Raw genomic sequence first — 25,472 nt, 5'->3', positions numbered from 1 at the left:
CGCCGTCAGGCCCGGCTGGTCGAGGAGCGACGAAGTCGCGTCACGAGACCCGGTCGATCGTGGAAGATCTGTGCCGGTGGTTGACTCGGACCTTCCACGATGAGACGAACCCGGGACGCTAGCGTCGATTCCGTGCAGCTAAGCGAGGTCGTCCGCGTGCTCGACGCCCTCGACGGTGCTGGGGTGCGTTGGTGGGTGCTCGGGGGATGGGGCGTGGCCGCGCTCGTCGGCGAGCAGACCCGCGAGCACCGCGACCTCGACCTCGCCATCGACGTCGAGGACTGGGAGGCGACGATGGCGACGTGCACGGGCCTGGGGTACGTCACCGAGACGGACTGGTGGCCGGTCCGCGTCGAGCTGACATCCCTCGCTGGCTGGATCGACCTGCACCCGGTGCGCTTCGACGAGGCGGGCGACGGGGTGCAGGCCGGCCTCGACGGTGAGACGTACGGCTATCCGAGGGAGCACCTGACGACGGCGACGCTCGGCGGCCGCGCGGTGAGATGCGTGTCAGCCGAGTGGAAGGTCCGGGTGCACCAGGGCTACGAGTCGCGACCGCAGGACCTCCACGACCTCGCGCTGCTGGCCGGTCTATCCAGTCACTGAGCCTCGTCGGTAACAACGGGCCGTGCTCGACCAGGCCGACAGACGGGTAGGAGATGTCCATGCGTCAGTCCATCGAGGCGAGCAGCCGGCGGAGCGTGTCGAGCGAGCCCTCCGCGATCCACGGCGCCGTGTCGCGGTAGTAGGTCAGCGCGCTGATCGAGGGGGCGAGGGCAAAGCCACGGGCACGGCGGTACGCCGCCTCGTCGAGGTCGATCTCGGAGCGGTAGAGGTCGGCGACGGACGCGGGCAGGTAGCCCCACATCGCGTTGAGCTCGATCGCCGGGTCACCGCGGCCGGCGGCGCCCCAGTCGATCACCGCGGCCAGCCGGCCGCCGCGCACGAGCAGGTTGCCCTCGTGGAGGTCGCCGTGGAACCAGCGCGGCTCGCCGTCGTACGCCGGTGCGGCCAGCGCGTCCTCCCAGAGGGCCATCACGGCGTCGTACGACACCAGCGCCGGGTCGGCCCGAGGGGCCCACTCGCGCACCCAGTCGTCGTGGGCGGCCAGCGGCGACCCGCGCCCGTGGGTCTTCACGGGCCCGTCCATCCCCGGGACGGCGCGGCAGGCGCGCACGAAGGACGCCAGCGACACCGCCCACTCCTCGGGGTCGAAGGTCTCCGGCGTGGGCGTCTCGCCCTCGATCCACGGCACGACCGTCCACTGCCACGGGTAGCCGTGGCCCGGTTCCCCCAGCGCCACGGGTGCCGGGATGGGCAACGGCAGGTGCTCGGCCAGGCGCGGCAGCCAGGTGTGCTCGAAGGCCACCGTCTCGGCAGGTCCGGGGACCCGCGGCATCCGCACGAGCAGGTCGTCGCCGAGGCGGAACAGCTGGTTGTCCGTGCCCGCCGGAGGCAGCCGGACGAGCGGCAGGGACCCCCACTGCGGCAGCTGGTCGGCGAGCAGGCGGCGTACGGTCTCGTCGTCGACGGTGATCTCGTCTGCATGCATCCTGGTCATCGGCAGCGACAGTAGTACCGGTCAGTAGCATGGGTCAGGTGAGTTTTCTGCGCCGACAGACAGTCCTCGCCGCTCTCGTCGCCAACGCCGTGCGACCGCCCCGGGGACGACGGGCCGGACTTCCAGCGTTCTTCGCCGGCATGCTCGTCAGCGAGACCGCGCCCCAGGTGCTCGCGCTGACCGCGCTCGACGTCGCCACCCACGTGACGCGCGGACGACGCGCGGGCGTCCGCGCGAAGGCCGGGCTCGCGCTGGCGGGCGCCAGCGCCCTCGGCCTGGCCAGGATGGTGCAGCAGAGCCGGAAGGTGGCCGACGAGCTCGAGGAGGCGCTCGTCGAGGGACTCGGCGTGGACTACGTCGAGCAGCTCGACCAGGTGCCGGACCCCGCCGACCTCGCGACGCCGTGGCGACGCCTGGCGCGGCCCTTCGACTTCGCCGACGAGGGCGTCCGGGTGATCCGCAACGTGGCCTACAGCGACGCTGGCCGACGTGGGGCGCTCGACATCTACCTCCCCGCCGGCGAGGACGCGATCAAGGACGCGCCGGTCCTGCTCCAGGTGCACGGCGGCGCGTGGACCGTCGGCGACAAGGAGCACCAGGGACGCCCGCTGATGAACCAGATGGCCGCCAAGGGCTGGGTGTGCGTCGCGATCAACTACCGGCTCTCGCCGCGCGACCCCTGGCCCGCGCACATCGTCGACGTGAAGCGCGCCATCGCGTGGATCAAGGCCAACATCGCCGAGCTCGGCGGCGACCCCGACTACCTCGCGATCACCGGTGGTTCCGCCGGTGGGCACCTCACCGCACTGGCCGCCCTCACCCCGGGTGATCCCGAGTTCCAGCCCGGCTTCGAGGACGCCGACACCAGCGTCCAGGCGGCCGTGCCGTTCTACGGCATCTACGACTTCGCCGGTTCGACCGGGCTGACCAACGCGATCGGGATGCGCGACGCCTTCCTCGGTCCACGCGTCATGCAGACCACCTGGCAGGACGCGCCCGACGTCTACGAGGCGGCGTCGCCGATCCTGCGCATCACGGCCGACGCCCCGGACTTCTTCGTCATTCACGGCGAGCTCGACACGCTCGTCGCGGTCGACCAGGCTCGGCTGTTCGCCGCGGAGCTGCGACGTACGTCGAAGAAGTCCGTGGTCCTCGCCGAGCTGCCCGGCACCCAGCACGCCTTCGACGTCTTCCACTCGATCCGCAGCGGCCACACGGTCCGCGCCGTCGATCGCTACCTCACCTGGCACTGGAACACGTGGCGTCACGGGCTCGAGGCCGACAGCGGCGTCGAGCCCGAGGAGATGTCGGACGCGGGCTGACCCGTCACCCGATCTCCCACCCGCCGGCCTCCGCCTGGGCGCGCAGGTCGTCACGGACGGGCGCGAGCTCGGCCGCGAGCCGACGCAGCTCCGGACCGTCCGCGCTGCCCCACGCGCCCGACAGGCGCCGGCCCAGAGGTTGGTCGTCGCGGAGCAGGTGGTCACCGCCGAACGTGCGGATGTCCCTCACCAGGGAGTCCACGGGCTCGCCGAACGCCGGACGCTTCCACGAGAAGAGGTCGGTGTACCAGTGGTCGGCGGGTCCACCCATGTTCATGCGGGCGAGTGTTCCACCCCTAGGCTCGCGCCCGTGATGCCGGACGACCTGCTCGAGCACGCCCGTGCGGCGAAGGGCTTCATGCCCGAGGACGAGGGCGCGTTGCTCCACCGCTGGGCGCGCGAGCGCCTTCCCCACGGCCCGGCGCTCGAGGTCGGCACCTACTGCGGCAAGTCGGCGATCTGGCTCGGCGCGGCCGCGCGCGAGGTCGGCGGGACCGTGTTCACCGTCGACCACCACCGCGGCTCCGAGGAGAACCAGGCAGGCTGGGAGCACCACGACGACTCCCTCGTCGACCACGAGCTCGGCGTGATGGACACCCTGCCCACCTTCCGCCGCACGATCCGCGCCGCCGGGCTCGAGGAGCAGGTCGTCGCCGTCGTCGGCCGGTCCGAGACCGTGGGCGGATGGTGGCGTACGCCGCTGTCGCTGCTGTTCATCGACGGCGGGCACGGCGTCGAGCCCGCGCGCGCCGACTTCCGCACCTGGCCGCGGTGGGTCATGCCGGGCGGCGTGCTGCTCGTCCACGACGTCTTCCCGGACCCGGCGGACGGCGGGCGACCGCCGTACGAGGACATCTACCTCCCGGCACTCGCGAGCGGCGCGTTCAGCGAGGTGGACGTGGTCGGGTCGATGCGGGTGCTACGCCGTACGACGGGCGGGGCCGGCGACCGACTCCCCTGAGTCGACCGAGCGACAGCCGCACTCCAGCCCGATCTCGGCGAAGTCGGGCGCGAACGTCGTGCCGCGCATGATGTCCGCGCCGGCGGTCCCGTCGGTCAGCGCGTCCACGGCGAGGATGACCGCGGCGGCGGTGTAGGTCGTCTGCTCTCCGGGCCAGTTGACGTCGTCGGGCCAGACGTAGCCGGTCCAGTAGGAACCCTCGGCGGTGCGCAGGTGCTGCATGTCCGCGAGCAGCCGCGCTGCACGGTCGCGGTCGCCGATCGCCTCGAGCGCCAGCACCAGCTCGCAGGTCTCGGCGCCGGTCACCCACGGGTTCGTCGAGACGCACCGGATGCCGAGGCCGGGCACGACGAAGGTGTCCCACCGCTCGTCGAGCAGCGCGCGGGCCGCGTCGCCGCGGACGGCGCCCCCGAGGACCGGGTAGTACCAGTCCATCGAGAAGGTCGACTTGTCCAGGAAGAGGTCGCGGTGCTCGCGCAGCGCGTGACCCAACCGGCCACCGGCGAGCTCCCACTCGACCTGCGGCTCCCCCACCAGCTCGGCCAGCGCGACGCCGGCGCGCAGCGAGTGGTGGATGCTCGACGAGCCAGCGAGCAGCGCGTCGGCGTTGACTGCGGCGGGCGCCCCGTCGTGCCACTCCTGCGACCACGCGACGCCGCCGAACGGCAGCTGCAGCGACACGACCCAGTCGAGCGCGCGGCGCACGGTCGGCCACATGAGGCGGACGAAGTCCTCGTCACGCGCGACCAGCCAGTGGTGCCACGTGGCGACGGCGACGTACGCCGACATGTTGGACTCGCCGGAGTGGTCCTCGATCTCTCCGGCGACGATCTTCATCGGCCAGGAGCCGTCGGCCCGCTGGGTCGCGCGCGCCCACGCGAAGGCGCGCCCCGCTGCCTCGCGGCGGCCGCCGACCATCAGTCCCATCGCCGACTCGAGGTGGTTCCAGACGTCGGTGTGCTCGCCGACCGACCACGGGATCGCTCCCGACGGCTCCTGCACCGCCTCGATCGATGCAGCGGTCTGCTCGACCTGCGCGCGGCTGAGCGTCATGCAGGCCCGGGCTTCCGGAAGTAGAGCACCATGCTCTTCCCGATGAGCGGGTCGAGCACCTTGCCCGCCGCACGCAGCGAGCGCGGGTTCTTCATGATCTCCCAGACCAGTAGCTTGTGGTACGCCCGGGCGAGCGGGTGGTCGTCGTTGGTGACGCCGACCGCGCACTTGATCCACCAGTAGGGCGCGTGGAGGCCGTGGGCGTGGTCCTTGCCGGTGAAGACCATCGCGTCACCGGGGGTGCCGTCGTTGGGGCGACCCGACTTGGTGACCTTGTCGACGAGCTCCTCGGTGGTGTAGATCCGGATGTGGCCGCCCTCGGCGTTGTGGTAGTCGTCGGAGAGCTTCCAGTTGACGATCTCCGGCAGCCAGCGCGGCACCGAGATCGCGAGCGTGCCGCCCGGACGCAGCACCCGGACGAGCTCCTTGATCGCCTCGACGTCGGCGTGGATGTGCTCTAGCACCTCGGCCGCGACGATGCGGTCGAACTCGCCGTCAGCGAAGGGCAGCGCGAGCGCGTCGCCCTCCTTGACGTCGGCCTCGGCCCCCTCGGGCACCTCGCCGGCCTCACGCATCGCGGCGAACCACTCCCGCACGGTCGCGAGCTCGTCGGCGTCCTGGTCGAAGGCGATGACGTCGGCACCGCGCTTGTACATCTCGAACGCGTGCCGGCCGGCGCCGCAGCCCATGTCGAGCACACGGTCGCCCGGGCGCAGCCCGAGCCGGTCGAAGTCAACGGTCAGCACGGCGCTGCTCCTCGCTGTGGAAGTCGGCAATCGTCGCCTCGTAGGCGGCAGCGGTGGCCTCGGCCACGGCCCGCCAGCTGAAGAGCTCCTCGACGCGCGCCCGTCCCGCCGCGCCCATCGTCGTACGCCGCTCGGGGTCGTCGAGCAGCGCGGCGATCGCCGACGTCAGCTCGCCGACGTCGCCCGGGGTCACCAGGTCGGCGCAGACGCCGTCCTCCCCGACGACCTCGGGGATGGCGCCCGCCCGCGACACCACGAGCGGGGTGGCGCAGGCCATCAGCTCGGCGGTGGGCAGCGAGAAGCCCTCGTAGAGCGAGGGCACGCAGGCGAGCTCGGCGGAGCCCATCACCTCGACGAGCTCCTGGTCGCTGACACCACTCACGAAGCTCACCTTGTCGACGATCCCGAGGTCGTCGATGAGCCGCTCGGTGCGACCGCCGGGCTCGGGCCGGGTGACGAGGACGAGCGAGACGTCGCGCTCGACGCTCAGCTTGGCGAAGGCCTCGAGCAGGGTGGCAATGCCCTTCATCGGGGCGTCGGCGCTCGCCATCGCGAGGATCCGGCCGGGCACGCGCGGGGCGGTCGGCGGCACGAAGACGTCGTCGACGCCGAGCAGGATCGTCTGCATCCGGGCGGGGTCGACCCCGAAGTCGCGCGCGATGTCGCGCCGCGAGGAGTCGGACGGGGTGAGCACCTTGCGCAGCCGCTTGGCGACCTTGGTCTGCATCCTGAGGAAGCCGTACCACCGCCGCAGCGACAGCCGCTTGCGCCAGGTGGGCGCGGTCTGGAGGTCGATCTGGCGGTCCATGGTGATCGGGTGGTGGATCGTGGCGATGACCGGCAGGCCGAGCTCCTCGAGCTCCATCACCCCGGGGGCCAGCACCTGGTTGTCGTGCGCGATGTCGAAGTCACCGGCGCGGTCCTTCATCAGCCGCGCGATGCGCGAGCCGAAGGTCTTCGGCTCGGGGAACCCGGCCGTGCACATGGTCAGGAACTCCTCGACGTCGATCCGGTCGCGGAACTCGCGCAGGTGCGGCACCCGGAACGGGTCGGGCTCGCGGTAGAGGTCGAGGCTCGGCACCTTCGTCAGCACCACACCCTCGTCGAGCTCGGGGTAGGGCTGGCCGGAGAACACCTCGACCTCGTGGCCGAGGCGTACGAGCTCACGACTGAGGTGGCGGACGTACACGCCCTGGCCACCGCAGTGCGGCTTGCTCCGGTAGGACAGCAGGGCGATGCGCACGAGGGACATTATGCCTACCCGTCGGTAGGCCCCGGGCGCCGCATGGACCGACGGTCCACGGGTACGGGCGCTGGCATGGACGACCGCGACCGCCCGACCATCAACCAGCCCCTCAACGCGCCGGGGCCGCGGCCCAAGGTGACTCCGTTGCTCGCGGTGCTGGGAGTCGTGGTGTTCATCGCGCTGCTGTTCGCGGCGATCACCCTGCTGCGCTACAACACCTGACGGACGCCTACGCCTCGCTGGAGTGCCCCGGGAAGACGTGGGCCGACGGGTCGATCGTCACGGCGGCGTTGTTGACCGCGGTCGCGGCCTCGCCGAAGCCGACCGCGATCAGTCGCACCTTGCCGGGGTAGTCGGTGATGTCGCCGGCCGCGAAGACGCGCGGGAGGTTGGTGCGCATCGCCGAGTCGACGACCACGTGCCGCTTCGAGGTGACCAGGCCCCACTGCTGGATCGCGCCGAGGTCGGCGATGAAGCCGAGCGCCGCGACGAGCGCCTGCGCCTTGACCACGCGCGGCTCCTGGCCGTCCACGCTGATCTCCACCTCCTCGAGGTGGGGGTCGCCCCGCAGCTCGGTCACCTGCGCGTTGGTGACGATCTCGACGCTCGAGTCCCTCACCGCGGCGACCGTGCGCTCGTGGGCGCGGAACGCGTCGCGACGGTGCACCAGCATCACCGACGCGGCGACCGGCTCGAGGTGCTGCGCCCAGTCGAAGGCGCTGTCCCCTCCCCCGACGATGACCACGTCCTTGCCGGCATAGGGGGCGAAGCTCGGCACGAAGAACTCCATTCCGCGACCGACCCAGCCGTCGCCGGCCGGCAGCGGCCGCGGGCTGAACTTCCCGATGCCCGACGTGATCAGGACGGCACCGGCGGTCACCCGCGTGCCGTCGTCGAGCGTGACCAGGACGGAGTCGTCACCGTGCTCGAGCGTCGTGGCGGTGCGGTCGAGGAGGTACGTCGGATGGGCCGTGGCGGCCTGCTCGACGAGACCCTCGACGAGGTCACGACCCTTGATGCTGGGGAAGCCGGCGACGTCGAGGATCGCCTTCTCGGGGTACATCGCGGTGATCTGGCCGCCGAGCTCCGGGAGCGAGTCCACCACCGCCACGCTCATCCCGCGGAAGCCGGCGTAGTAGGCGGAGTAGAGCCCGGTCGGGCCCGCTCCGATGATGAGCAGGTCCGTCGTCACGTCGTCCACGCCGCGATCCTTCCGTCTGGGCAGAGGTGGTTACAAGGCATCGAGCTCGTCGAGCCGCCACTCGCCGTCGTCGCGCACGAGGGTGACCAGCACCCGGTCGAGGTCGAGCAGGGGCTCCTCGAGAGTGTCGCCCTCGGTGGTCTGGTTCACGAACAGCAGCACCCGGGCGTACGACGACGTGGTCGTCACCAGGGCCGACTCGACCACCTCGGCCGAGACGACGGTGCGGTCGGTCTGGCTCGACGTGCCGACCCCCGCCATCGTGCGGTCGTAGCGCCGCTGCATGTCCCGGGTCATCAGCGCCCGGGCCGCGGCGCGGTCCTCGCCGAGGGTCTCCCACGAGTAGCTGTAGGCCCGCGTGGTCGCGTCCGACGCCACGTCGAGCACGGTGGCCTTGGTGTCTGCCGACGCGACGGTCGCGTCCGACGACTCGGCGCTGGTGGTGAGCCCGTCGGTCCCGCCGGCGCCCAGGACCAGCCAACCGAGGACGGCCGCCGCGACGACCACCAGCACGGCCAGGACGCCAGCCACCCGCTGCGCTGTCACGCCGTCACCTCACGAACCGCACGTCGCTGGTGAGCCACCGGCCGCCCTCGCGGACCAGGTCGAGCCGGAGGCGGTAGTAGCGCACCTGCCCCTCGCTGTCCGTCTTCTTGTTGGCGACCGTGCTGTTGGCCGCGAGCAGGACGACCGCCGAGTCGTCGTCGAGGTCGCCGACGCCGAGGGCCACGACCTCCGCGGTCGAGGTCGCCTCGGTGCGGATCGCCTCCCTGGTCAGCTTCTCGCGCTGCGAGTCGTACTGTTCCTTGAACTCACCGGTGGCGCCGGCCAGCACGGCCTCGATCAGCGGCTCCATGTCGGTGTGGTCGACGGTCAGGAAGGCCAACGCCTCGGTGCGGGCGGCGCGAGCCACCTCCTGCTGCGCGTCGGTCAGCTCTTGGTCGGTCGACCCTCGCCCGGAGACGACCAGTCCGATCCCGACCAGCAGGCCGACGAGCACGAGCGCGAGAGCTCCCGCCAGCCACCTGCCCCCTCGTCCTCCCACGACGCGAACCTAGCGGAGCGGAGTGCCGTGGCGCCGCTGATCCTGCTCCCTAGACTGCGTTGTCGTGACCTCACCGATGCGGAACATCACCGCGCACCCGTCGGCGATGCTGCTGATCGCCCAGCTCGTGCAGGTGCTGGCGTACCCCTTCCTGGGCGGGTCGCGGGTCGGCGGTGCGGTGATCGGCGTCATCGGGATGCTCGCGGTGGGGTCCGCGGTGCTCGCCGTCCGGCGGACGCCGAACGTCAGCCGCGTCGTGTTCTTCCTCGGTGCACCGACGATCGTCTTCACCCTGCTCGAGGCGATCTTCTACGAGACCGACTCCATCGTCCTGGTGTCCGGCCTGCTGCACGCGCCGTTCTACTTCTACGTCTCCTACGCGATGCTGCGCTACCTCTTCCACGACGACGAGGTCACCACCGACGAGTACTACGCCACCGGCGCCGCGTTCACCGTGGTCGCGTGGGGCTTCGCCTACCTCTACGCCGCGGTGCAGGTGGTGTGGCCCGACTCCTACGTCAACGCCGACGGCTTCGACCGGTCGTGGTTCGAGCTGCTCTACCTGTCGTTCTCCACGCTCACGAGCGTCGGGCTGTCCGACATCGTCGCCGTGGGCGAGCAGGCCCGGGCGCTGCTGATGGTGGAGATGATGGTCGGCGTCTTCTACGTCGCGATGGTCGTCTCGCGCATGGTCGGGCTGACGATGATGCGACACCGCCGCTGACGACTCAGCCCTCCCAGCCCTCGGGACGGTCCTTCATCGGCAACCGGGAGACCACCAGACGGTAGGACTCCTCGACGGCCTCGACCAGCTCGTCGTCGGGGATCGCGCCAGCGAGGGCCAGGTCGTTCCAGCCGGAGCGGCCGATGTAGGCCATCACGCTCGCGTCGTCGGGGTAGCGGTGCAGCCACTCGTCGGCCACCTCGCGGGTAGCGCCGGCCTTCACGCCGATGGTCTCAGCGCCGAGGAACGCGAAGATCTTGCCGCGCTCCCCCGGCCCGACCTTGAAGACCGGGTGCTCGTGGTCCCACGGGTTGTCCGGCCAGGCACCAGCGAACGCCGCGCACACCTCGTGCATCTGCGCGACGTCCACGCGGTCCCCCTCGGGTCAGTCCTCGGACTCCTCGTCGTCCTCGTCGAGGAGACCCTTCTTCTCGGCAGCCTCCACGATCCGGCGTACGTTGTCGATGGCGCCGCAGTCGTCGTCAAGCTGCTTGTTGCGCTCGGTCGCGAACGCCACCCCGAGCTCGGCACGGACCTGCTCGCCGACCTCCTCGCGGGCCGGGTTGAGGATGGTGAGCTCCTCCTCGGTGAGGTGGTGGTTGAGGGCTGTGGCCAGCTCCTCGACGGCGTCGTCGAACGCCTGGGTGTCGGTGCCCTTGAGCTCGAGCACCTTGAGCATCGCCTCGTGTCCCTCGGCGTGCTCCTCCTCGCCGTGCTCGGCCTCGTGCTCGGTGATCGCGTCCTTGCGCCGGAGCTTGGGGTAGACGTGCTTCTCCTCCGCCTCCGCGTGTGCCACGTGCAGCGCAGCGAGGGCCTTGCGCACCGCGTCGCGGTCCGAGGAGCTGTCGCGGAGCTGGCGCATCAGGGACTCGAAGCGGCGGTGGTCCTCGAGGATCAGGTCGATGACGTCGCCGGAGATCGGGCGACCCAGGTCGATGGGAGTGCTCATGCTCCGACGCTAGCGACTGCCGATCACCGTGACACTCCTCATCCATCCCGATGGGTGGGTCGTGCCTACGATGGTGCGGTGCCAGGCATCGAGGTGTGGAGCCAGTTCGACCACGACCCGCGCATCCCCGCGAACACGACGATGCGCGCGTCGGACCGCGACCGCGCCGTCATCGAGACCGTGCTGGCGGATGCCTTCGCCGAGGGACGCCTCACCCGCGGCGAGTACGACGAGCGCGCGGAGGCCGCGATGACCAGCCGGACCCTCGGCGAGCTGCTCCCGCTCGTCGACGACCTCCCGGTCGCCCGGGAGCCCCAGTCGAGCCCCGCCTCGCTGCACGAGCAGGCCGTGCGGAAGTGGGCGAGCGACCGCCGCGAGGCGCTCACCGGCCTGGTCGGGCTCTCGGTGCTGCTGTGGACGATCTGGGCAGTGACGATGTTCGGCGGGTTCCCGTGGCCGCTCTTCCCGATGGGCTTCGCCTTCATGAACCTCGTGCGGATCCAGGTGAACAAGCGCGACATCATCGAGGAGCACGTGAAGCGGATCGAGAAGAAGGAGCGCAAGGAGCTCAAGCGGCGCGAGGACGGTCTCTAGCTACTTGGTGGCTTCCATCATCTGCCTCAATTCCTTCTTGAGGTCACTGATCTCGTCGCGGAGGCGGGCGGCGACCTCGAACTGGAGGTCGGCGGCAGCCTGCTTCATCTGGTCGGTGAGGCCCTGGATGAGCTCGGCGAGGTCGGCGGACGGGATGCCGGCGGTGTCGGGCTGGTCGTGATGGATCCGCGACAGGGCGGGCGTCGGGGACTTGCCGGCCTTCACGCCCCCGGCGCGACCCTTCTGACCGACGTCGGCCCAGGTGCGCAGCAACTCCTCGGTGTTCTCGTCCTCGCGGGCGAGCATCTCGGTGATGTCGGCGATCTTCTTGCGCAGCGGCTGGGGGTCGATCCCCCGCTCGGTGTTGTAGGCGACCTGGATGGCCCGGCGACGGTTGGTCTCGCCGATCGCCATCTCCATCGACGGCGTGATCTTGTCGGCGTACATGTGGACCTGGCCCGACACGTTGCGCGCCGCGCGGCCGATCGTCTGGATGAGCGACTTGTCGGAGCGCAGGAAGCCCTCCTTGTCGGCGTCGAGGATCGCGACCAGCGACACCTCCGGCAGGTCGAGGCCCTCGCGGAGGAGGTTGATGCCGACGAGGACGTCGTACTCCCCCATCCGGAGCTCGCGCAACAGCTCGATGCGCCGCAGCGTGTCGACCTCGGAGTGGAGGTAGCGGGTGCGGATGCCGGCGTCGAGGAGGTAGTCGGTGAGGTCCTCCGACATCTTCTTGGTGAGGGTGGTGACCAGCACGCGCTCGTTCTTGTCGGCGCGGGTGCGGATCTCGTGGATCAGGTCGTCGATCTGGCCCTTCGTCGGCTTCACCACGACCTCGGGGTCGATCAGGCCGGTCGGGCGGATGATCTGCTGGACGGTGCCGTCGATGCCGCCGACCTTGTCGAGCTCGTAGTTGCCGGGCGTCGCCGAGAGGTAGATCGTCTGCCCGATCCGGTCGAGGAACTCCTCCCACCGCAGCGGCCGGTTGTCCATCGCGCTCGGCAGCCTGAAGCCGTGGTCGACGAGGTTGCGCTTGCGCGACATGTCGCCCTCGTACATCCCGCCGATCTGCGGCACCGCCACGTGGGACTCGTCGACGACCAGCACGAAGTCCTCGGGGAAGTAGTCGAGCAGGGTGTTGGGCGCACTGCCCGGCTTGCGACCGTCCATGTGCATCGAGTAGTTCTCGATGCCGGAGCACGAGCCGACCTGGCGCATCATCTCGACGTCGTAGGTCGTGCGCATCCGCAGCCGCTGGGCCTCGAGCAGCTTGCCCTGCTTCTCGAAGGTGGCGAGCTGGTCGGCGAGCTCGAGCTCGATGCCCGTGATCGCCTTCTCCATCCGCTCGGGGCCGGCGACGTAGTGGGTGGCGGGGAAGACATGGAGCTCGGTGTCCTCCGAGATGACCTCGCCGCTGATCGGGTGGAGCGTCATCAGCCGCTCGATCTCGTCGCCGAAGAACTCGACCCGCACGGCGAGCTCCTCGTAGACCGGGAAGATCTCGAGGGTGTCGCCGCGGACCCGGAAGGTTCCGCGGGTGAACGACATGTCGTTGCGGGTGTACTGGATCTCGACGAGCCGGCGCAGCACGGAGTCGCGGTCGTGCTCCTCGCCGACCTTGAGCCGCAGCATCCGGTCGACGTACTCCTGCGGGGTGCCGAGGCCGTAGATGCAGGACACCGTCGAGACCACGATCGTGTCGCGGCGGGTGAGCAGGCTGTTGGTCGCGCTGTGGCGCAGCCGCTCGACCTCCTCGTTGATCGAGGAGTCCTTCTCGATGTAGGTGTCGGTCTGGGGGACGTAGGCCTCGGGCTGGTAGTAGTCGTAGTAGGAGACGAAGTACTCCACCGCATTGCTCGGGAAGAGCTGGCGCAGCTCGTTGGCGAACTGGGCGGCGAGCGTCTTGTTGGGCTGCAGCACCAGCACGGGGCGCTGCACCTGCTCGGCCACCCACGCCACCGTCGCGGTCTTGCCGGTGCCGGTCGCGCCGAGCAGCACGACGTCCTGCACACCGCCGTTGATCCGCTCGACGATCTCCGCGATCGCGGCCGGCTGGTCGCCGGACGGTGAGTAGTCGGACTCCACCTTGAAGGGGGCCACCCGGCGCTGGAGATCGGTGACTGGACGCATGCGTCGAGCCTACGACCCGCCACCGACAGCGGGTCGTGCGCCGTTCGTGACCCCGTCGTGACCCGGGTCGTCCACACTCCCGACATGGGGGTACGACGAACGCTTGCCGCGGCCGCGGTCACGCTCGGCCTGGCGGCCGGTGGGTGCTCAGCGGTCGGCGGAGAGCCGGACGTCGACCTCGAGGGCACCTGGGTGCTCGTCTCCGGGTCGACGGCCGACGGGCCGCTCGTGGTGACACCCGGCGCCCACGTCTCGCTGACCTTCGACGACGACGGCCTGGGCGGGAAGGGGCCGTGCAACGACTACGGCGCCGACTACGACCTCGACGGTGCCTCGTTCGGCGTGTCCGGACCGGGGATCGAGCAGACCCTTGCGGGCTGCGTCGACGAGGCGCTCGGTGCGCTGGAGTCGGCGTACCTCTCCGCACTGAACGAGGTCGACACCGTCGCGCGCGACGGAGACCTCCTCACCATGACCGGCGAGGACGTCGAGCTCGGGCTCCGGCTCGAGGGACCGTGGCCGCGCGCCGACGTCGTGGAGCACCGGTGGCGGCTCGTGTCGTGGACCGACGAGTCGGGCGCCGAGCGCCGCCCCGCGTGGGAGCCCGGGCAGCGACCCTTCGTCCAGCTCGGCGACAGAGGCCGCGTGGACGCCAGCACCGGTTGCCGGGTCCTGCGCGGTCGCTGGCAGGAGTGGCGCGGGGTACCGGCGATCACCGAGGCCGAGTGGAGCGGCGAGTGCCCCGACCGGTTGATGCCCCAGGAGATGGTGATCGGCAACGCGCTGTCCGAGCCCGTGCTCGAGCTCCGTGGCAGTGGGGCCGGGGCCGAGCTGGTCCTGCGCCATGCCCACGCCAACTCGCCGGCACAGGCCGTCTACCGCCGCTGATACGTCCTACGCTCGCGAGGTGCCCCATCCGACCCAGCCGCCGGACCACGTCCTCGACCTGTTCGCCGCCGAGGGCGTGCTCGAGCCGCTCGCGGGCGGACAGGGCACGAGCTGGCGGGCGGGCGACCTCGTGCTGAAACCCGGCCACGACGAGTCCGGGGCGTGGCTCGCGCCGATCCAGGCCCGGCTCGCCGTGCGGCTCGACGAGGAGGTGCCCCGGTCCGTGCGCCTGGCGCTGCCCGTCCCCGCGCGTGACGGCAGTCTGGGCGTCGACGGGTGGGCGGCGACCCGCTTCGAGGGCGGTACGACGCCGTGCCGCGACCTGGCGACTCTCCGGGCCACGGCGCACCTCCTCCATGCCCGGCTGGCGAGCGCCGTGCCGGAGCGGCCCGCCGGCCTCGACGACCGGACCGGCCAGTGGGCGGACGCGGAGCGGGCGGCGTACGACCCGGAGCTGGCGCTGCGAGCCGCAGCCGACCGCCCCGAGCCGGGCCTGGCCGACCTGGTGGGCGAGCTGGTGGCCGGCCTCGACGCCGGCACCCTCGACCACGGCGACCTCGGCCGCGAGCAGCTCGTGCACGCCGACCTGTCCGGCAACGTCCTCCTGGACGCGACCGGCGTGCCGTTCGTGATCGACTTCTCGCCCAGCTGGCGCTCGCCGCTGTGGGCAGAGGCGATCTGCGTGCTGGACGCCGTGCTGTGGCTGGGTGCGGACGACGGCGTCCTCGACGAGTGGCGGACGGGCACACAGCGGCAGGCGATGCTGCGCGCCGCGCTCTTCCGGGTGTTCTCCGACATCCCGTGCGACGTCGGGCGCTACGCCGCCCTCGGCATCACCTGATCAGCGGACCCGGTCGAGGGTCACGACGCGGACGCCGCCGAGCAGGTCGACCTGGTCCACGTGCTCGAAGCGGGCGTGGGTGAACGGACCGGCGAAGAGGCGTACGCCGTCCCCGATGACCGACGGGTTCACCTTGAGCACGAGCCGGTCGATCTCGGGCAGCAGCGCGTGGGCGAGCGTCCCGCCACCGACGAGCCAGATGTCGCTCCCCTCCTCGGCCTTGAGCTCGCGCACCCGCTCGACCGGGTCGCCGTCGACGACCTCGACCGGCAGGTCATCGCGACCCGCGAGCGAGCGGGAGACGACGAGGTGGCGCAGGTGCGGGTAGGCGTCGGTGAGGCCCGCGGCCAGCCCGAGGTCGTAGGACCCGCGACCCTCGACCACCGTGTCGAAGCGAGAGCCGGGCCCGCTGATGCCCATCGCGTCGCGGGCCGGCCCCGGAAGGGTCTCGGGCCACGAGGCGACGAGGTGCTCCACGAGGTCCGGCGTGACGGGCAGGAACTCCGACCCGCTGGGGTCGCCCCCGTCCGGTCCGGCGATGAACCCGTCGAGCGTGACGGCCACGAAGTAGACGAGACGACGCATGGCACCACCCTGCCAAACCGGTCGGGTCACCTCGCTGCTGGGCCTCGTCGCTAGATTGAGCGCGTGACCGTCGCTCGCACGCTGACCGCCGTCCGGCGCAGCCTGCTCACGCTGCTCGGCCTCCAGCTCGCGGTCGCCATCGCACTGTCGCTCGTCGACTCCTACCGCCGCCGCGGCAAGAAGCCCAAGGAGTTCCCCGTCACGAGCCCCCAGACGGTTCCGGTCGGCGCTGGACTCATCACGACCTACACCTTCGGGCGCGACCTCTACGACGACATGCTGGCCGCGATCGACGGCGCCAAGAAGCAGATCCTCTTCGAGACCTACATCTGGAAGGGCGACGAGATCGGCTGGAAGTTCAAGTCGGCCCTGGCCGCGGCCGCCGCCCGCGGTGTCGACGTGCACTGCATCTACGACGGGTTCGCCAACGTCGTCGTCTCGCCGGCGTTCAAGCGGTTCCCGGCGTCCATGAAGGTGATGCGCTACCCGATCTGGAACGCCGGCCTCCGCTTCTGGGACCTGCGCCGCTACGGCCGCAACCACCGCAAGCTGCTGGTCGTCGACGAGGAGGTCGCCTTCCTCGGCGGCTACAACATCGGCTCGGCGTACGCCACCGAGTGGCGCGACACGCACGTGCGGATCACCGGACCGGGCGTCTGGGACCTCAAGCGCGCGTTCGCCGACTTCTGGAACCTCAACCGTCGCCGGCGCCTCACCCGCAGCGAGCGCCCGCTGCTGCTCGAGACGGCGTCCGACTGGGACCCGCAGATCCGGATCCACCGCAACATCCCGCGGCAGTGGAACTTCCCGATCCGCAGCATGTACCTCGAGGCCATCAACCGCTCGAGCCGCAACATCTGGCTGACGACGGCCTACTTCCTGCCCGACCAGGACTTCGTCGACTCGCTGGCCGACGCCGCGCGTCGCGGGGTCGACGTACGCATCCTGCTGCCGTTGAAGTCCAACCACATCGTGGCCGACTGGATCTCGCGCGGCTACTACGGCCAGCTGCTCGCGGCGGGCGTGCGGATCCTGCGCTTCAAGGACGCGATGGTGCACGCCAAGACCGCGACCATCGACGGCAACTGGGCGACCGTCGGCACGGCGAACATCGACCGGCTCAGCCTCCAGGGCAACTACGAGATCAACCTCGAGGTCATCGACCCCGACTTCGCGGCGGTGATGGAGAAGGTCTTCCGCACCGACGAGACCAACTGCCTCGAGCTGACCTTCGACGAGTGGCAGGCCCGCGACCTGAACCGGAAGTTCACCGAGAGCTTCCTCGCTCCGCTGCGCCCGCTGCTCTGAGGTTCGCCCGCGACCTATCGAGTCGGCAGGTGCGTCGGGATGCTCATCCGCGGTCCGCGCCGCGGCCGGGTCTGCCCGCCGGCCATCGCCATCGCGACCGCACGGCCGCGCTGCGGCCTGTAGGGCTCGAGCAGGGCGGCCATCTCGTCGTCGGTGATGTCGTGCCCGACGAGCGCCCAGCCCACCCAGTTGGCGAGGTGGTAGTCGCCGAAGCTCACGGCGTCAGCGTCGCCGAGCGCACGCATCCGCACCTCGGCGCTGGTCCACACGCCGACGCCGCGGACCGAACGGAGCCGCTGGTCGGCCTCGTCGGTCGAGACCTGGGTGATCCGCTCCAGCGACGACGCCAGCCGACAGGCGGTGACGAGGGTGCGCGACTGCGCCGGTTGTACGCCGAGCCGCAGCCACTCCCAGGACGGGATCGCGGCGATCGTGGCCGGGGTGGGCTGCAGCATCAGCCGCAGCGGCGCGACCGGGCCCGGCGCGGGCTCGCCGTGACGGCGTACGAGCTCGCGGAACGAGCCGAACGCCTGCTTGCCGGTCACCTTCTGCTCGAGGATCGAGGGGACGAGCGACTCCATCACCAGCCCGGTCGCTCCCACCCGCCAGTGCTGGTGGGTGCGCCACCCGGCGGCGACCTCGGGGTGGTGGTGCGGCTCGAAGCCGGTGGGGTCGTCATCGGCGCCGAGCAGCGCCGGCATCCGGTCGAGCGCCCACTCCGCCCCCGGACCCCACGCGCGGCCGAGCACGTCGCCGGTCGACGGCCGGGGCAGCACGGCCAGCGTTGCGGGCCCCACGGGCGTACGCATCGCGCGCCAGACCCGGCCCGACTCCTCGTGGCGCTGCGTCGGGTCCCCGGCGCCGCGCCGCTGCGGACGCAGCACCTGGCCGACCGCGCACGGCCAGTCGGGCACCCAGGTGCGGGTGCGCTCGCCGTCGGTCTGGGCCATGCGTGCGACGGTAGACGAAGCCACCGACTACCTTTCACCCATGTCAGAAGGAACGGGCGACAACGCGATCAAGCGTGACCTCGAGGACGGCATCCAGCGCGACTTCTCCCGGTCGATGTCCTACGGCGACTACCTCCGCCTCGACACCCTGCTCGCGGCGCAGGTGCCGCTGTCGGACCCGCCCCAGCACGACGAGCTGCTCTTCATCGTGCAGCACCAGACGAGCGAGCTGTGGCTCAAGCTGATGATCCACGAGCTCCGCTCGGCCCGCGCGCTGCTGCGATCCGATGACCTCTCCCCCGCCCTCAAGCGGACCGCGCGGATCAAGCACATCCTCCACACGCTCACCGACCAGTGGTCCGTGCTCGCGACGCTGACGCCGTCGGAGTACGCCGAGATCCGGCCGTTCCTGGCGACCAGCTCGGGCTTCCAGTCCGCGCAGTACCGCGAGGTCGAGTTCCTCCTCGGCAACAAGAACGCCGACATGGTCGCGGTCTTCTCCCACGACTCCGTCGCGCACGACGCGCTCGACGAGCTCCTCCACGAGCCGTCGCTCTACGACGAGTTCCTCGCCTACCTCGCGCGCCAGGGGTACGCCATCCCGGCCCGCCTGCTCGACCGCGACTGGTCGCAGCCCTACACGACCGACGCCGAGCTGGTCGACGTCTTCGCCGGGGTGTACGCCGCACCGGCCGAGCACTGGGGCGTCTACGAGACCTGCGAGGAGCTCGTCGACGTCGAGGACGCCTTCCAGCAGTGGCGCTTCCGCCACCTCCAGGTCGTCCAGCGGGTGATCGGCCACAAGGTCGGCACCGGCGGCTCGTCGGGCGTCGACTTCCTTCGCCGCGCCCTCTCCCTCACGTTCTTCCCTGAGCTGTACGAGGTGCGGACGCGGATCGGGCAGTAGCCCTCGCTCCCGCGAACGCCCCCGCTCTAGGCTGCGAGAGGCGCCCCACCCCGGCGTCACCCGACCGCGAGTGAGGACCCGCCCGTGCCCGTGAAGAGCCTGCGACAGGAGGAGGCGGTCGAGCGCGCGGCGCTGCTCTCGGTCACCTCCTACGACATCGCCATCGACCTGACCGACCTGGTCGACGGCCCCGCCTTCCGGGCGGTCAGCACCATCCGCTTCACCGCCACACCCGGGGCGTCGACGTTCGTCGACTGCTGCGCGGGGGTCGAGTCGGCGACGCTCAACGGCGAGCCGCTGCCTGCCGCCGAGGAGGGGCGCATCGCGCTCACCGGCCTCGAGCAGGACAACGAGCTCGTGGTGGCGAGCGTCCAGGCCGACACCGTCCACGGCCGCGGAGTCCACCGCGCTGTCGACCCGGCGGACAAGAACGTCTACCTCTGGACCACCTTCGAGCCCGACGAGGCGCGCTACGCGTGGGCGTGCTTCGACCAGCCCGACCTCAAGGCACCCCACGCCTTCACCGTCACTGCGCCGGAGGCGTGGACCGTCGTCAGCAACTCCGGGGACCCGGTCGTCGAGAAGACGGAGCAGGGCCGTCGGTGGACCTTCGAGCCGACGCCGCCGCTGTCGACGTACAACCCCGTCGTCGTGGCCGGCCCCTTCTTCGAGATCCGCAAGGAGGCCGGCGGCTACGACCTCGGCCTCTACGCACGCCAGACCCTGGCGTCCGCGCTCGAGCGCGACTCCGAGCAGCTCTTCACGATCACCGCACAGGGTCTGGAGTTCTTCGGCGACCGCTTCGGGATGCCCTTCCCGCAGCGGAAGTACGACCAGGTGTTCCTGCCCGAGTTCGGCGGGGCGATGGAGAACTACGGCTGCGTCACGTGGGCCGACGCCGTCATCCGGCGCCACGAGCCGACCACCGCGGAGTGGCAGCTCTTCACCAACGTGACGCTGCACGAGATGGCACACATGTGGTTCGGCAACATCGTGACGATGCGCTGGTGGGACGACCTCTGGCTCAACGAGGCCTTCGCCGAGTTCGCCTGCATGTGGGCGGCCGAGAACGCGACGGCCTACGGCGACACTGCCGCGAACAACCTGGTGGGCGACAAGCTCGCCGCCTACCTCGCCGACCAGGGTCCGAGCTCGCACCCGATCCGCCAGCCCGTGCCGTCGGTGGCCGACGCCGAGTCGATCTTCGACTCGATCACCTACCCCAAGGGCGCGGCGGTGCTCAAGCAGCTCATGCACTTCGTGGGCGAGCAGACCTTCTGCGTGGGCATGAGCGCCTACTTCGCCGAGCACGCGTGGACCAACACGACGCTCGACGACCTCGTCGGCTCGCTCGAGAAGGCCAGCGGCCGTGACCTGCAGCCGTGGCGTACGGCATGGCTGGAGACCGCCGGCGTCGACCGTCTCGGCATCGAGGCGACCGACGACGGCCTGGTGCTGACCGCCGCCGGCGCGCACGGTGCGCCGCACCCGCAGGTGGTCGGGGTCGGTGCCTACCGCCGCAGCGGCGACGCGCTCGAAGAGATCGGCTCGGTCCGCGTCGAGGTCGACGGCGAGCGCACGGCCGTCGAGGGCCTGCCCGAGGCCGACCTCTACCTCGTGAACCACGACGACACGACGTTCGCCACGACCCGGCCGGACGCCGCCGGGCGCGAGGTGCTGATCAAGCACCCGTCGGGCCTGCCGACCACCCTGACCCGCGCCGTGGCGATGGCCACCGTGTGGGACATGCTCTCCAGCTCCGAGGCCACGGCAACGGAGGCAGTGGGGGCGCTGACCGACGCGTTGACCACCGAGTCGGTGGAGACGGTCGCCGAGCCGTTCCTCCAGCTCGCCCTGACCGCAGCCCAGCTCTGGGCACCCGAGTCGGCGCGACCCGGCCTCGAGTCGCAGGTGGCCGACGCGGCGCGCCGGATGGTCGACGCGGGGGTGTCGCGGCACTCGGCGATGCGCGTGCTGGCTCGTACGGCGACGGGCGAGGACGACCTCGCGAGGTTGGGCGAGGAGGCCGGCGACGACGTCGACCTCCAGTGGTACGTCCTCCAGCGGCGCGCCGAGCTCGGGGACGTGGACGCTGGCGACGTGCAGGCGCTCGAGGACCGCGACCCGGACCCCGACGCGTGGATCCGCGCACTGACCGTGCGGGCGAGCTCGCCCTCCGCGGAGGCGAAGGAGGAGGTGTGGACCGCGCTGGTGCAGCGCACCGTGCCCGTCCAGTCGGCACGCGTCGTGGGCCCGGCCTTCTGGCGGCCCGGCCAGGACGAGGTGCTCGCTCCCTACGCCGAGCGCTTCATCGAGGCGCTCCCGACCCTGCACGAGGGCGGGATGATCCCCGGCCTGGCGCTCACCGCGAGCCTGTTCCCCGTGTTCGCGATCGACGAGGACTGGATCACCCGCGCACGCGAGGTCGCGGCCGCCGAGTCCGCACCCGTGGTGATCAGCGCGCTCACCGAGTGCTCCGAAGAGGTGCTGCGGATGGTGCGCACCCGCAGTCTGTGAGGTCTGGAGCGGACGCGAGGATTTGAACCTCGACCATCTCCCTGGAAGGGAGCCGTGCTGCAACTACACCACGTCCGCGCGGCCAGGCCCTGACGAGCCTGACTGGTGACAAGTGTGGACCATTCGCGGAGCGCATCGGGCATCGGGGCTACGTTGACGCCGTGTTCCACGTGATGTTCCTCGAGCCGCGGATCCCGCCCAACACGGGGAACGCGATCCGGATGGTGGCGGCGACCGGTGCAACCCTGCACCTCGTCGAGCCGCTGGGCTTCGACCTGTCCGAGCCGAAGCTGAAGCGGGCCGGGCTGGACTACCACGACCTCGCGTCGGTGGTGGTCCACCCGGACCTCGGCACGGCGCTCGGCACGCTCGTGGGCATGCGCGTGTTCGCGTTCACCGCGCACGCGACGCGGTGGCACACCGACGTGGCGTTCGAGCCCGGCGACGTGCTCCTGTTCGGGCCGGAGCCCACCGGCCTGTCCGACGAGGTGCTCGGCCACGACCGCGTCACCGACCGGCTGCGGATCCCGATGCTCCCCGGCCGCCGCTCGCTCAACCTCGCGAACTCCGCTGCCGTGGTGTCCTACGAAGCCTGGCGCCAGCACGGTTTCCCCGGCGCTCGTTGAGGTTGTGACCCCAGAACGTCCGCAACCGTCGCGATGATGGACGCATGACCACCTACTCAGACACGAAAGAGTTCGAGGGCGCGTCCTTCGTCCAGGCCAGCTTCACGGGCGCGAAGCTGCGGTTCTCCGACGTCAGCGGCGTGACGATGCGCGGCGTCGACGTGGACGGCCTCGACATCGACAGCCACGACCTCTTCTTCGGCAGCCTCATCGTCAACGGTGTCGACGTCGTGCCCTACGTCGACGCCGAGCTCAACCGGCAGTTCCCCGGCCGCGAGCTCCAGAAGGCGGAGACGCCCGAGGGACTCCGCGAGGGCTGGGAGGCCGTACGCGCCGCATGGCAGGAGACGGTCGACGGCACGCCCCGCGAGAAGTGGGACGCCCACGTCGAGGACGAGTGGTCGCTCGCGCAGACCCTGCGCCACCTCGTCCTCGCGACCGACGCCTGGCTGGGCCGCGGGATCCACCGGATCGAGCAGCCGTGGCACCCGATCGGCCAGCAGTTCACCGGCGCGGCGGAGATGGGCTTCGACATGTCGGTCCTCCGCGAGCCCGAGTCGCACGACGAGATCGTGGAGGTGCGGGCCGAGCGCCAGCAGCAGGTCACCGACTTCCTGGCCACAGTCACGCCCGAGGAGCTCGCGGAGGAACGCCCCGGGCCGTGGGGCGGCTCGTGGAAGCCGACCGTCGGCGACTGCATCCGGGTGATCCTCGAGGAGGAGTGGGCGCACCTGCGCTACATCCGTCGCGACCTCGCGCTGCTGGACGCACGCGACTAGCTCGAAGTCTGCTCGCGGGAGGCGCGAGCAGATCTCGACCTAGCGGTGATTCGCGACCAGCTCCAGGAGCGTGGCGTGCGACTCGGCGTCCCGCGCAGCGATGACGCCGGGCCCGGTGTGCACCGGCGCTCCGTCGAAGTCGGTGATGACGACGCCCGCCGCCCGGCACAGCGCGATGCCTGCCGTGAAGTGCACGCTGCGTTCGCACCTGCCGTCGGTGACGTACGCCAGTCTCCGGCCCGCCGCGACCCACGCGAGCGCCAGCGTCGTCGACTCGACGCGTGGGTTGAACGTCGCGCGGAGGGCCGGGTCGGCCGCGAGCTGCGCACCCACGAAGTCGCGGTCGAGCGGGCCGTCGGCGTTGATGTTCACGAGACGGTTCGGTGCCGGCGGCGTGCCGATCCCGATCACGCCGAACCGGTCGCCGTCCGACCAGTAGGTCTCCCCCGTCGGCGGATGGGCGACGACGGCCGTCGTGGTCACGTCTCCGTCGACCAGCGCGACGTTGACGCAGAACGACGGCGACCCGGCCGCGAAGTTGACCGTGCCGCACAACGGGTCGACGAGCCACGTACGACGTCCGCCGGCCACGGCCCCGAGCTCCTCACCCTCGAACCCGTCGTCCGGGCGAGCCCGCTGGATCACGTCGAGGATCGCCTGCTCCGCCGCACTGTCGGCCGCGGTCGCGAAGTCGGTCGCCGACTTGTGCTCGCGGGCGAGGTCGGTCCCGAACATCGCGTCCAGCACCGCGGATCCCGCCCGCGCGGCGGCCAGCGCGACGTCCAGGTCGCTCGGTGTCGTCACGCCGGCACCAGCGAACGGCCGAGGCTCACGACGCCTTGCGCCGTGTGTCGAGGAGCGACATCGACTCTCCCAGGGCGAGATCGGAGAGCTGGACCGCCTGCTCGAGGGTGAGCAGGCCACGGTCACGCAACGTGGAGATCGCGCGACCTCGGGCCTGGGCCAAGTGGTCCCGCTCCCCGGGGGCGAGCCGGGCCAGGAGCTCTCGGGCCCGCACGAGGTCCGGATCCCCGGAACGCCGGAAGTGGTCGGGAGCTGCCGGCCCCTGTCGGGAGGTGGCCACCGTGATCGCGCCGAGTGTCGTGGCGGTGAGCACCAGCGAGGCCCACACCGGGACCGACGGCAGTGCCAGGCGCAGCACGTCCACGTCCCAGTTCGACGACATTCCCGCCAGGGTGGCCGCCGAGGCGAACAGTGTCACGCAGAAGCCGGCGATCTCGATGTAGGTCACCCTGCCCCGGTGCAGGACGCACCGCCTCAGCTCCAGCAGGGGCCCCGGCAAGGAGAGTGTGAAGACGATCGCGACCAGGGGGACGCCCACTCCGGCGTCGAGCCCCGCGAACTCGGTGTGCGTCGCCAGGTCGGAGCCCCCGAGCGTCCCGGTCACTGCGATCACGGGCAGCAGGAACAGGAAGAAGAAGATCGCGGCGACGTGGCGGTCCATGGTGCGGAGACGGTCCTCGGTCCGAGCGCTCGTGCGGAACGTGCTCCGCCACCCCAGGGCACTCAACACGGGGTCGTACTGCTGGAGCGTGTAGAGGTCGATCCACGCTGGATCGAAGGCGCGGGCGGACACCGTGTCGGCCCACTCCCGGAGGTTGGGCACCTTGGTCTGCTTCCCCGTCATGGACACGGAGTATTCCGTGAGTGCCGACGGCTCAGAGCAGGCGGCCGCAGGTGGGCCACGGCGAGCGGCCGCGCTGCTGGTAGAGCAGCTTGGCGCGGTAGGTCTGCTCGGCGGCCGACGCCGAGGTCGGGAGGCCCGAGCCGCCCACGCTGCGCCACGTGCCGGTGTCGAACTGGTAGAGGCCGTAGTAGCCGGCCGGGTTGACCGCGTTGGGGTTGCCGCCGGACTCGCAGTTGGCGAGCGCACCCCAGTTGAGGCCGTCGGTGCCGGGCACCGAGTAGGCCTCGCGACCGACCAGCACGCGCCGCGGACGCGGCTCGCGCACCAGCTTCTTCGTGACCACGCGCCACGTCACCGGCTCACCGTTGTGCAGTGTCTGCAGCGCGACGGTCTTGCGGACGCCCGCGCGGCCGGTGCTGACGACCTTGCGCTCACCCGGCTCCAGCTCCGTCGTGAACTTCTCGACGGTGCCCTTGCGCACCTTGGCGCGCTTGACCTTCCGCTCCTTGACGACGTCGGTCATCTTCACGACGTCGCCCTCGCGCAGGCGCTTGCGGTCACCCGAGACCTCGTCGCCGTCACGGACGACCTCGACGATGTCGTTGCCGTCCACCGGGACGCCGTACGCCTCGAGCACCTCGCCGGGCCACTCGAGCGGTGCCGTCTCGACCTCGACGGGGGCAGCGTCCGCCACCTTGAGTCGTACGTCGACCGCGTCCTGCGCGGAGGCGGGCGCGACGGCGCTGCCGGGTGCGAGCGTCAGGGCGAGCGCCGCGGCGGCAACGGCCGCACCGACGGATCGCGGACGGATGAACAGGGACGGTGTGGTGGTGGCACGCACGTGCTTCGGACCTCACGGGGGGATCGGGGACGCGCCTGGCGGCGCTCGGA

Annotated in this window: 29 protein-coding genes and 1 tRNA gene; 13 read left to right on the top strand and 17 right to left on the bottom strand. The window is 71.1% G+C overall.

Annotated features, from left to right (window positions below; genetic code table 11):
* The first annotated feature begins 132 nt into the window (after positions 1 to 132).
* On the top strand, positions 133 to 606 hold the full coding sequence (locus EUA06_RS03195) for a nucleotidyltransferase domain-containing protein (RefSeq protein WP_207208173.1): 474 nt from the start codon (positions 133 to 135) through the stop codon (positions 604 to 606).
* Between the two features lie 64 nt (positions 607 to 670).
* Here the strand turns inward: EUA06_RS03195 and EUA06_RS03190 are convergent, their stop codons facing one another.
* The gene (locus tag EUA06_RS03190) at positions 671 to 1,561 is read right to left on the bottom strand and encodes an aminoglycoside phosphotransferase family protein (protein WP_207208172.1); all 891 of its coding nucleotides are present in this window, start codon (positions 1,559 to 1,561) and stop codon (positions 671 to 673) included.
* A 38-nt stretch (positions 1,562 to 1,599) separates the two neighbouring features.
* Between EUA06_RS03190 and EUA06_RS03185 the strand changes: the two genes are divergently transcribed.
* Positions 1,600 to 2,883 carry an alpha/beta hydrolase gene (locus EUA06_RS03185; RefSeq protein WP_207208171.1) on the top strand — a complete coding sequence of 428 codons (1,284 nt, stop codon included), beginning with the start codon at positions 1,600 to 1,602 and terminating at the stop codon, positions 2,881 to 2,883.
* 4 nt (positions 2,884 to 2,887) lie between these two features.
* On the opposite strand, the gene EUA06_RS03180 is transcribed toward EUA06_RS03185, so the two are convergent.
* On the bottom strand, positions 2,888 to 3,160 hold the full coding sequence (locus tag EUA06_RS03180; protein ID WP_129473527.1) for a hypothetical protein: 273 nt from the start codon (positions 3,158 to 3,160) through the stop codon (positions 2,888 to 2,890).
* A 36-nt stretch (positions 3,161 to 3,196) separates the two neighbouring features.
* On the opposite strand from EUA06_RS03180, the gene EUA06_RS03175 reads away from it, so the two are divergent.
* The gene (locus tag EUA06_RS03175; RefSeq protein WP_129473761.1) at positions 3,197 to 3,844 is read left to right on the top strand and encodes a class I SAM-dependent methyltransferase; all 648 of its coding nucleotides are present in this window, start codon (positions 3,197 to 3,199) and stop codon (positions 3,842 to 3,844) included.
* Here the strand turns inward: EUA06_RS03175 and EUA06_RS03170 are convergent.
* From EUA06_RS03170 to EUA06_RS03160, 3 genes are read right to left on the bottom strand one after another with little or no spacing between them, the layout of a single operon-like run.
* Complete coding sequence (locus tag EUA06_RS03170) at positions 3,803 to 4,897, bottom strand: glucosidase family protein (protein WP_129473526.1); 1,095 nt, start codon at positions 4,895 to 4,897, stop codon at positions 3,803 to 3,805. The two genes, EUA06_RS03175 and EUA06_RS03170, sit on opposite strands and share 42 nt — an antisense overlap.
* Entirely contained in the window at positions 4,894 to 5,643 is a 750-nt protein-coding gene (locus EUA06_RS03165; RefSeq protein WP_129473525.1) for a class I SAM-dependent methyltransferase, read from the bottom strand. Before EUA06_RS03165 ends, EUA06_RS03170 begins: the two co-directional genes overlap by 4 nt.
* Positions 5,630 to 6,895 carry a glycosyltransferase family 4 protein gene (locus tag EUA06_RS03160; protein WP_242497934.1) on the bottom strand — a complete coding sequence of 422 codons (1,266 nt, stop codon included), beginning with the start codon at positions 6,893 to 6,895 and terminating at the stop codon, positions 5,630 to 5,632. Before EUA06_RS03160 ends, EUA06_RS03165 begins: the two co-directional genes overlap by 14 nt.
* 66 nt (positions 6,896 to 6,961) lie before the next feature.
* Here EUA06_RS03160 and EUA06_RS22290 point away from each other — a divergent pair, with 66 nt between their 5' ends.
* A complete protein-coding gene (locus EUA06_RS22290) occupies positions 6,962 to 7,111 on the top strand; it encodes a hypothetical protein (protein ID WP_165354235.1) in 150 nt (49 codons plus the stop codon).
* 7 nt (positions 7,112 to 7,118) lie between these two features.
* Here EUA06_RS22290 and EUA06_RS03155 read toward each other — a convergent pair whose 3' ends face one another.
* The 3 genes from EUA06_RS03155 to EUA06_RS03145 are packed head-to-tail and all read right to left on the bottom strand — an operon-like array spanning position 7,119 to position 9,135.
* Positions 7,119 to 8,090 (bottom strand): NAD(P)/FAD-dependent oxidoreductase, encoded by a 972-nt coding sequence (locus tag EUA06_RS03155; RefSeq protein WP_129473524.1) that lies wholly within the window; start codon positions 8,088 to 8,090, stop codon positions 7,119 to 7,121.
* Between the two features lie 30 nt (positions 8,091 to 8,120).
* Entirely contained in the window at positions 8,121 to 8,636 is a 516-nt protein-coding gene (locus EUA06_RS03150; protein WP_129473523.1) for a hypothetical protein, read from the bottom strand.
* A gap of 4 nt (positions 8,637 to 8,640) precedes the next feature.
* On the bottom strand, positions 8,641 to 9,135 hold the full coding sequence (locus EUA06_RS03145; protein ID WP_129473522.1) for a hypothetical protein: 495 nt from the start codon (positions 9,133 to 9,135) through the stop codon (positions 8,641 to 8,643).
* Positions 9,136 to 9,199: 64 nt separating this feature from the next.
* On the opposite strand from EUA06_RS03145, the gene EUA06_RS03140 reads away from it, so the two are divergent.
* Positions 9,200 to 9,859, top strand: a complete 660-nt coding sequence (locus EUA06_RS03140) for a potassium channel family protein (RefSeq protein WP_242497933.1) — start codon at positions 9,200 to 9,202, stop codon at positions 9,857 to 9,859.
* A 4-nt stretch (positions 9,860 to 9,863) separates the two neighbouring features.
* Here the strand turns inward: EUA06_RS03140 and EUA06_RS03135 are convergent, their stop codons facing one another.
* Positions 9,864 to 10,229: an MmcQ/YjbR family DNA-binding protein gene (locus EUA06_RS03135; RefSeq protein ID WP_242497932.1), complete on the bottom strand. Its 366-nt coding sequence runs from the start codon at positions 10,227 to 10,229 to the stop codon at positions 9,864 to 9,866.
* Positions 10,230 to 10,244: 15 nt separating this feature from the next.
* Positions 10,245 to 10,808 carry a hemerythrin domain-containing protein gene (locus EUA06_RS03130; protein WP_129473521.1) on the bottom strand — a complete coding sequence of 188 codons (564 nt, stop codon included), beginning with the start codon at positions 10,806 to 10,808 and terminating at the stop codon, positions 10,245 to 10,247.
* 78 nt (positions 10,809 to 10,886) lie between these two features.
* Between EUA06_RS03130 and EUA06_RS03125 the strand changes: the two genes are divergently transcribed.
* Entirely contained in the window at positions 10,887 to 11,402 is a 516-nt protein-coding gene (locus tag EUA06_RS03125) for a DUF1707 SHOCT-like domain-containing protein (RefSeq protein WP_129473520.1), read from the top strand.
* On the opposite strand, the gene uvrB is transcribed toward EUA06_RS03125, so the two are convergent.
* Positions 11,403 to 13,532, bottom strand: a complete 2,130-nt coding sequence (gene uvrB / locus EUA06_RS03120) for an excinuclease ABC subunit UvrB (protein WP_129473519.1) — start codon at positions 13,530 to 13,532, stop codon at positions 11,403 to 11,405.
* Positions 13,533 to 13,616: 84 nt separating this feature from the next.
* Here uvrB and EUA06_RS03115 point away from each other — a divergent pair, with 84 nt between their 5' ends.
* Positions 13,617 to 14,420 (top strand): META domain-containing protein, encoded by an 804-nt coding sequence (locus tag EUA06_RS03115; protein WP_129473518.1) that lies wholly within the window; start codon positions 13,617 to 13,619, stop codon positions 14,418 to 14,420.
* Positions 14,421 to 14,439: 19 nt separating this feature from the next.
* Positions 14,440 to 15,261, top strand: a complete 822-nt coding sequence (locus EUA06_RS03110; RefSeq protein ID WP_129473517.1) for an aminoglycoside phosphotransferase — start codon at positions 14,440 to 14,442, stop codon at positions 15,259 to 15,261.
* Here EUA06_RS03110 and EUA06_RS03105 read toward each other — a convergent pair whose 3' ends face one another.
* Positions 15,262 to 15,846, bottom strand: a complete 585-nt coding sequence (locus EUA06_RS03105; RefSeq protein ID WP_129473516.1) for a dihydrofolate reductase family protein — start codon at positions 15,844 to 15,846, stop codon at positions 15,262 to 15,264.
* Positions 15,847 to 15,909: 63 nt separating this feature from the next.
* Between EUA06_RS03105 and EUA06_RS03100 the strand changes: the two genes are divergently transcribed.
* Positions 15,910 to 17,154 (top strand): phospholipase D-like domain-containing protein, encoded by a 1,245-nt coding sequence (locus EUA06_RS03100; RefSeq protein ID WP_242497931.1) that lies wholly within the window; start codon positions 15,910 to 15,912, stop codon positions 17,152 to 17,154.
* A gap of 14 nt (positions 17,155 to 17,168) precedes the next feature.
* On the opposite strand, the gene EUA06_RS03095 is transcribed toward EUA06_RS03100, so the two are convergent.
* On the bottom strand, positions 17,169 to 18,104 hold the full coding sequence (locus EUA06_RS03095; protein WP_129473514.1) for a DNA-3-methyladenine glycosylase family protein: 936 nt from the start codon (positions 18,102 to 18,104) through the stop codon (positions 17,169 to 17,171).
* 40 nt (positions 18,105 to 18,144) lie between these two features.
* Here EUA06_RS03095 and EUA06_RS03090 point away from each other — a divergent pair, with 40 nt between their 5' ends.
* Both EUA06_RS03090 and pepN read left to right on the top strand, forming a co-directional pair.
* Complete coding sequence (locus EUA06_RS03090) at positions 18,145 to 19,011, top strand: tryptophan 2,3-dioxygenase (protein WP_129473513.1); 867 nt, start codon at positions 18,145 to 18,147, stop codon at positions 19,009 to 19,011.
* Between the two features lie 84 nt (positions 19,012 to 19,095).
* Positions 19,096 to 21,528, top strand: a complete 2,433-nt coding sequence (pepN, locus tag EUA06_RS03085) for an aminopeptidase N (protein WP_129473512.1) — start codon at positions 19,096 to 19,098, stop codon at positions 21,526 to 21,528.
* Between the two features lie 4 nt (positions 21,529 to 21,532).
* Here the strand turns inward: pepN and EUA06_RS03080 are convergent.
* Positions 21,533 to 21,606: transfer RNA gene (locus EUA06_RS03080), tRNA-Gly, on the bottom strand.
* Between the two features lie 83 nt (positions 21,607 to 21,689).
* On the opposite strand from EUA06_RS03080, the gene EUA06_RS03075 reads away from it, so the two are divergent.
* Both EUA06_RS03075 and EUA06_RS03070 read left to right on the top strand, forming a co-directional pair.
* Positions 21,690 to 22,154, top strand: coding sequence for a tRNA (cytidine(34)-2'-O)-methyltransferase (locus EUA06_RS03075; protein ID WP_207208170.1), 465 nt, complete (start codon positions 21,690 to 21,692; stop codon positions 22,152 to 22,154).
* A 44-nt stretch (positions 22,155 to 22,198) separates the two neighbouring features.
* Positions 22,199 to 22,933: a DinB family protein gene (locus EUA06_RS03070; RefSeq protein WP_129473511.1), complete on the top strand. Its 735-nt coding sequence runs from the start codon at positions 22,199 to 22,201 to the stop codon at positions 22,931 to 22,933.
* 39 nt (positions 22,934 to 22,972) lie between these two features.
* Here the strand turns inward: EUA06_RS03070 and EUA06_RS03065 are convergent, their stop codons facing one another.
* The 3 genes from EUA06_RS03065 to EUA06_RS22865 are packed head-to-tail and all read right to left on the bottom strand — an operon-like array spanning position 22,973 to position 25,422.
* On the bottom strand, positions 22,973 to 23,737 hold the full coding sequence (locus EUA06_RS03065) for an inositol monophosphatase family protein (protein ID WP_242497930.1): 765 nt from the start codon (positions 23,735 to 23,737) through the stop codon (positions 22,973 to 22,975).
* A gap of 25 nt (positions 23,738 to 23,762) precedes the next feature.
* On the bottom strand, positions 23,763 to 24,581 hold the full coding sequence (locus EUA06_RS03060) for a hypothetical protein (protein WP_129473510.1): 819 nt from the start codon (positions 24,579 to 24,581) through the stop codon (positions 23,763 to 23,765).
* A 31-nt stretch (positions 24,582 to 24,612) separates the two neighbouring features.
* Positions 24,613 to 25,422, bottom strand: a complete 810-nt coding sequence (locus tag EUA06_RS22865) for a resuscitation-promoting factor (protein WP_242497929.1) — start codon at positions 25,420 to 25,422, stop codon at positions 24,613 to 24,615.
* Positions 25,423 to 25,472: the final 50 nt, after the last annotated feature.

It is taken from the genome of Nocardioides glacieisoli, assembly GCF_004137245.1.
In the GTDB taxonomy this organism is placed as follows: Bacteria; Actinomycetota; Actinomycetes; order Propionibacteriales; family Nocardioidaceae; genus Nocardioides; species Nocardioides glacieisoli.
This window is presented reverse-complemented; position numbering and strand designations above follow the sequence as displayed.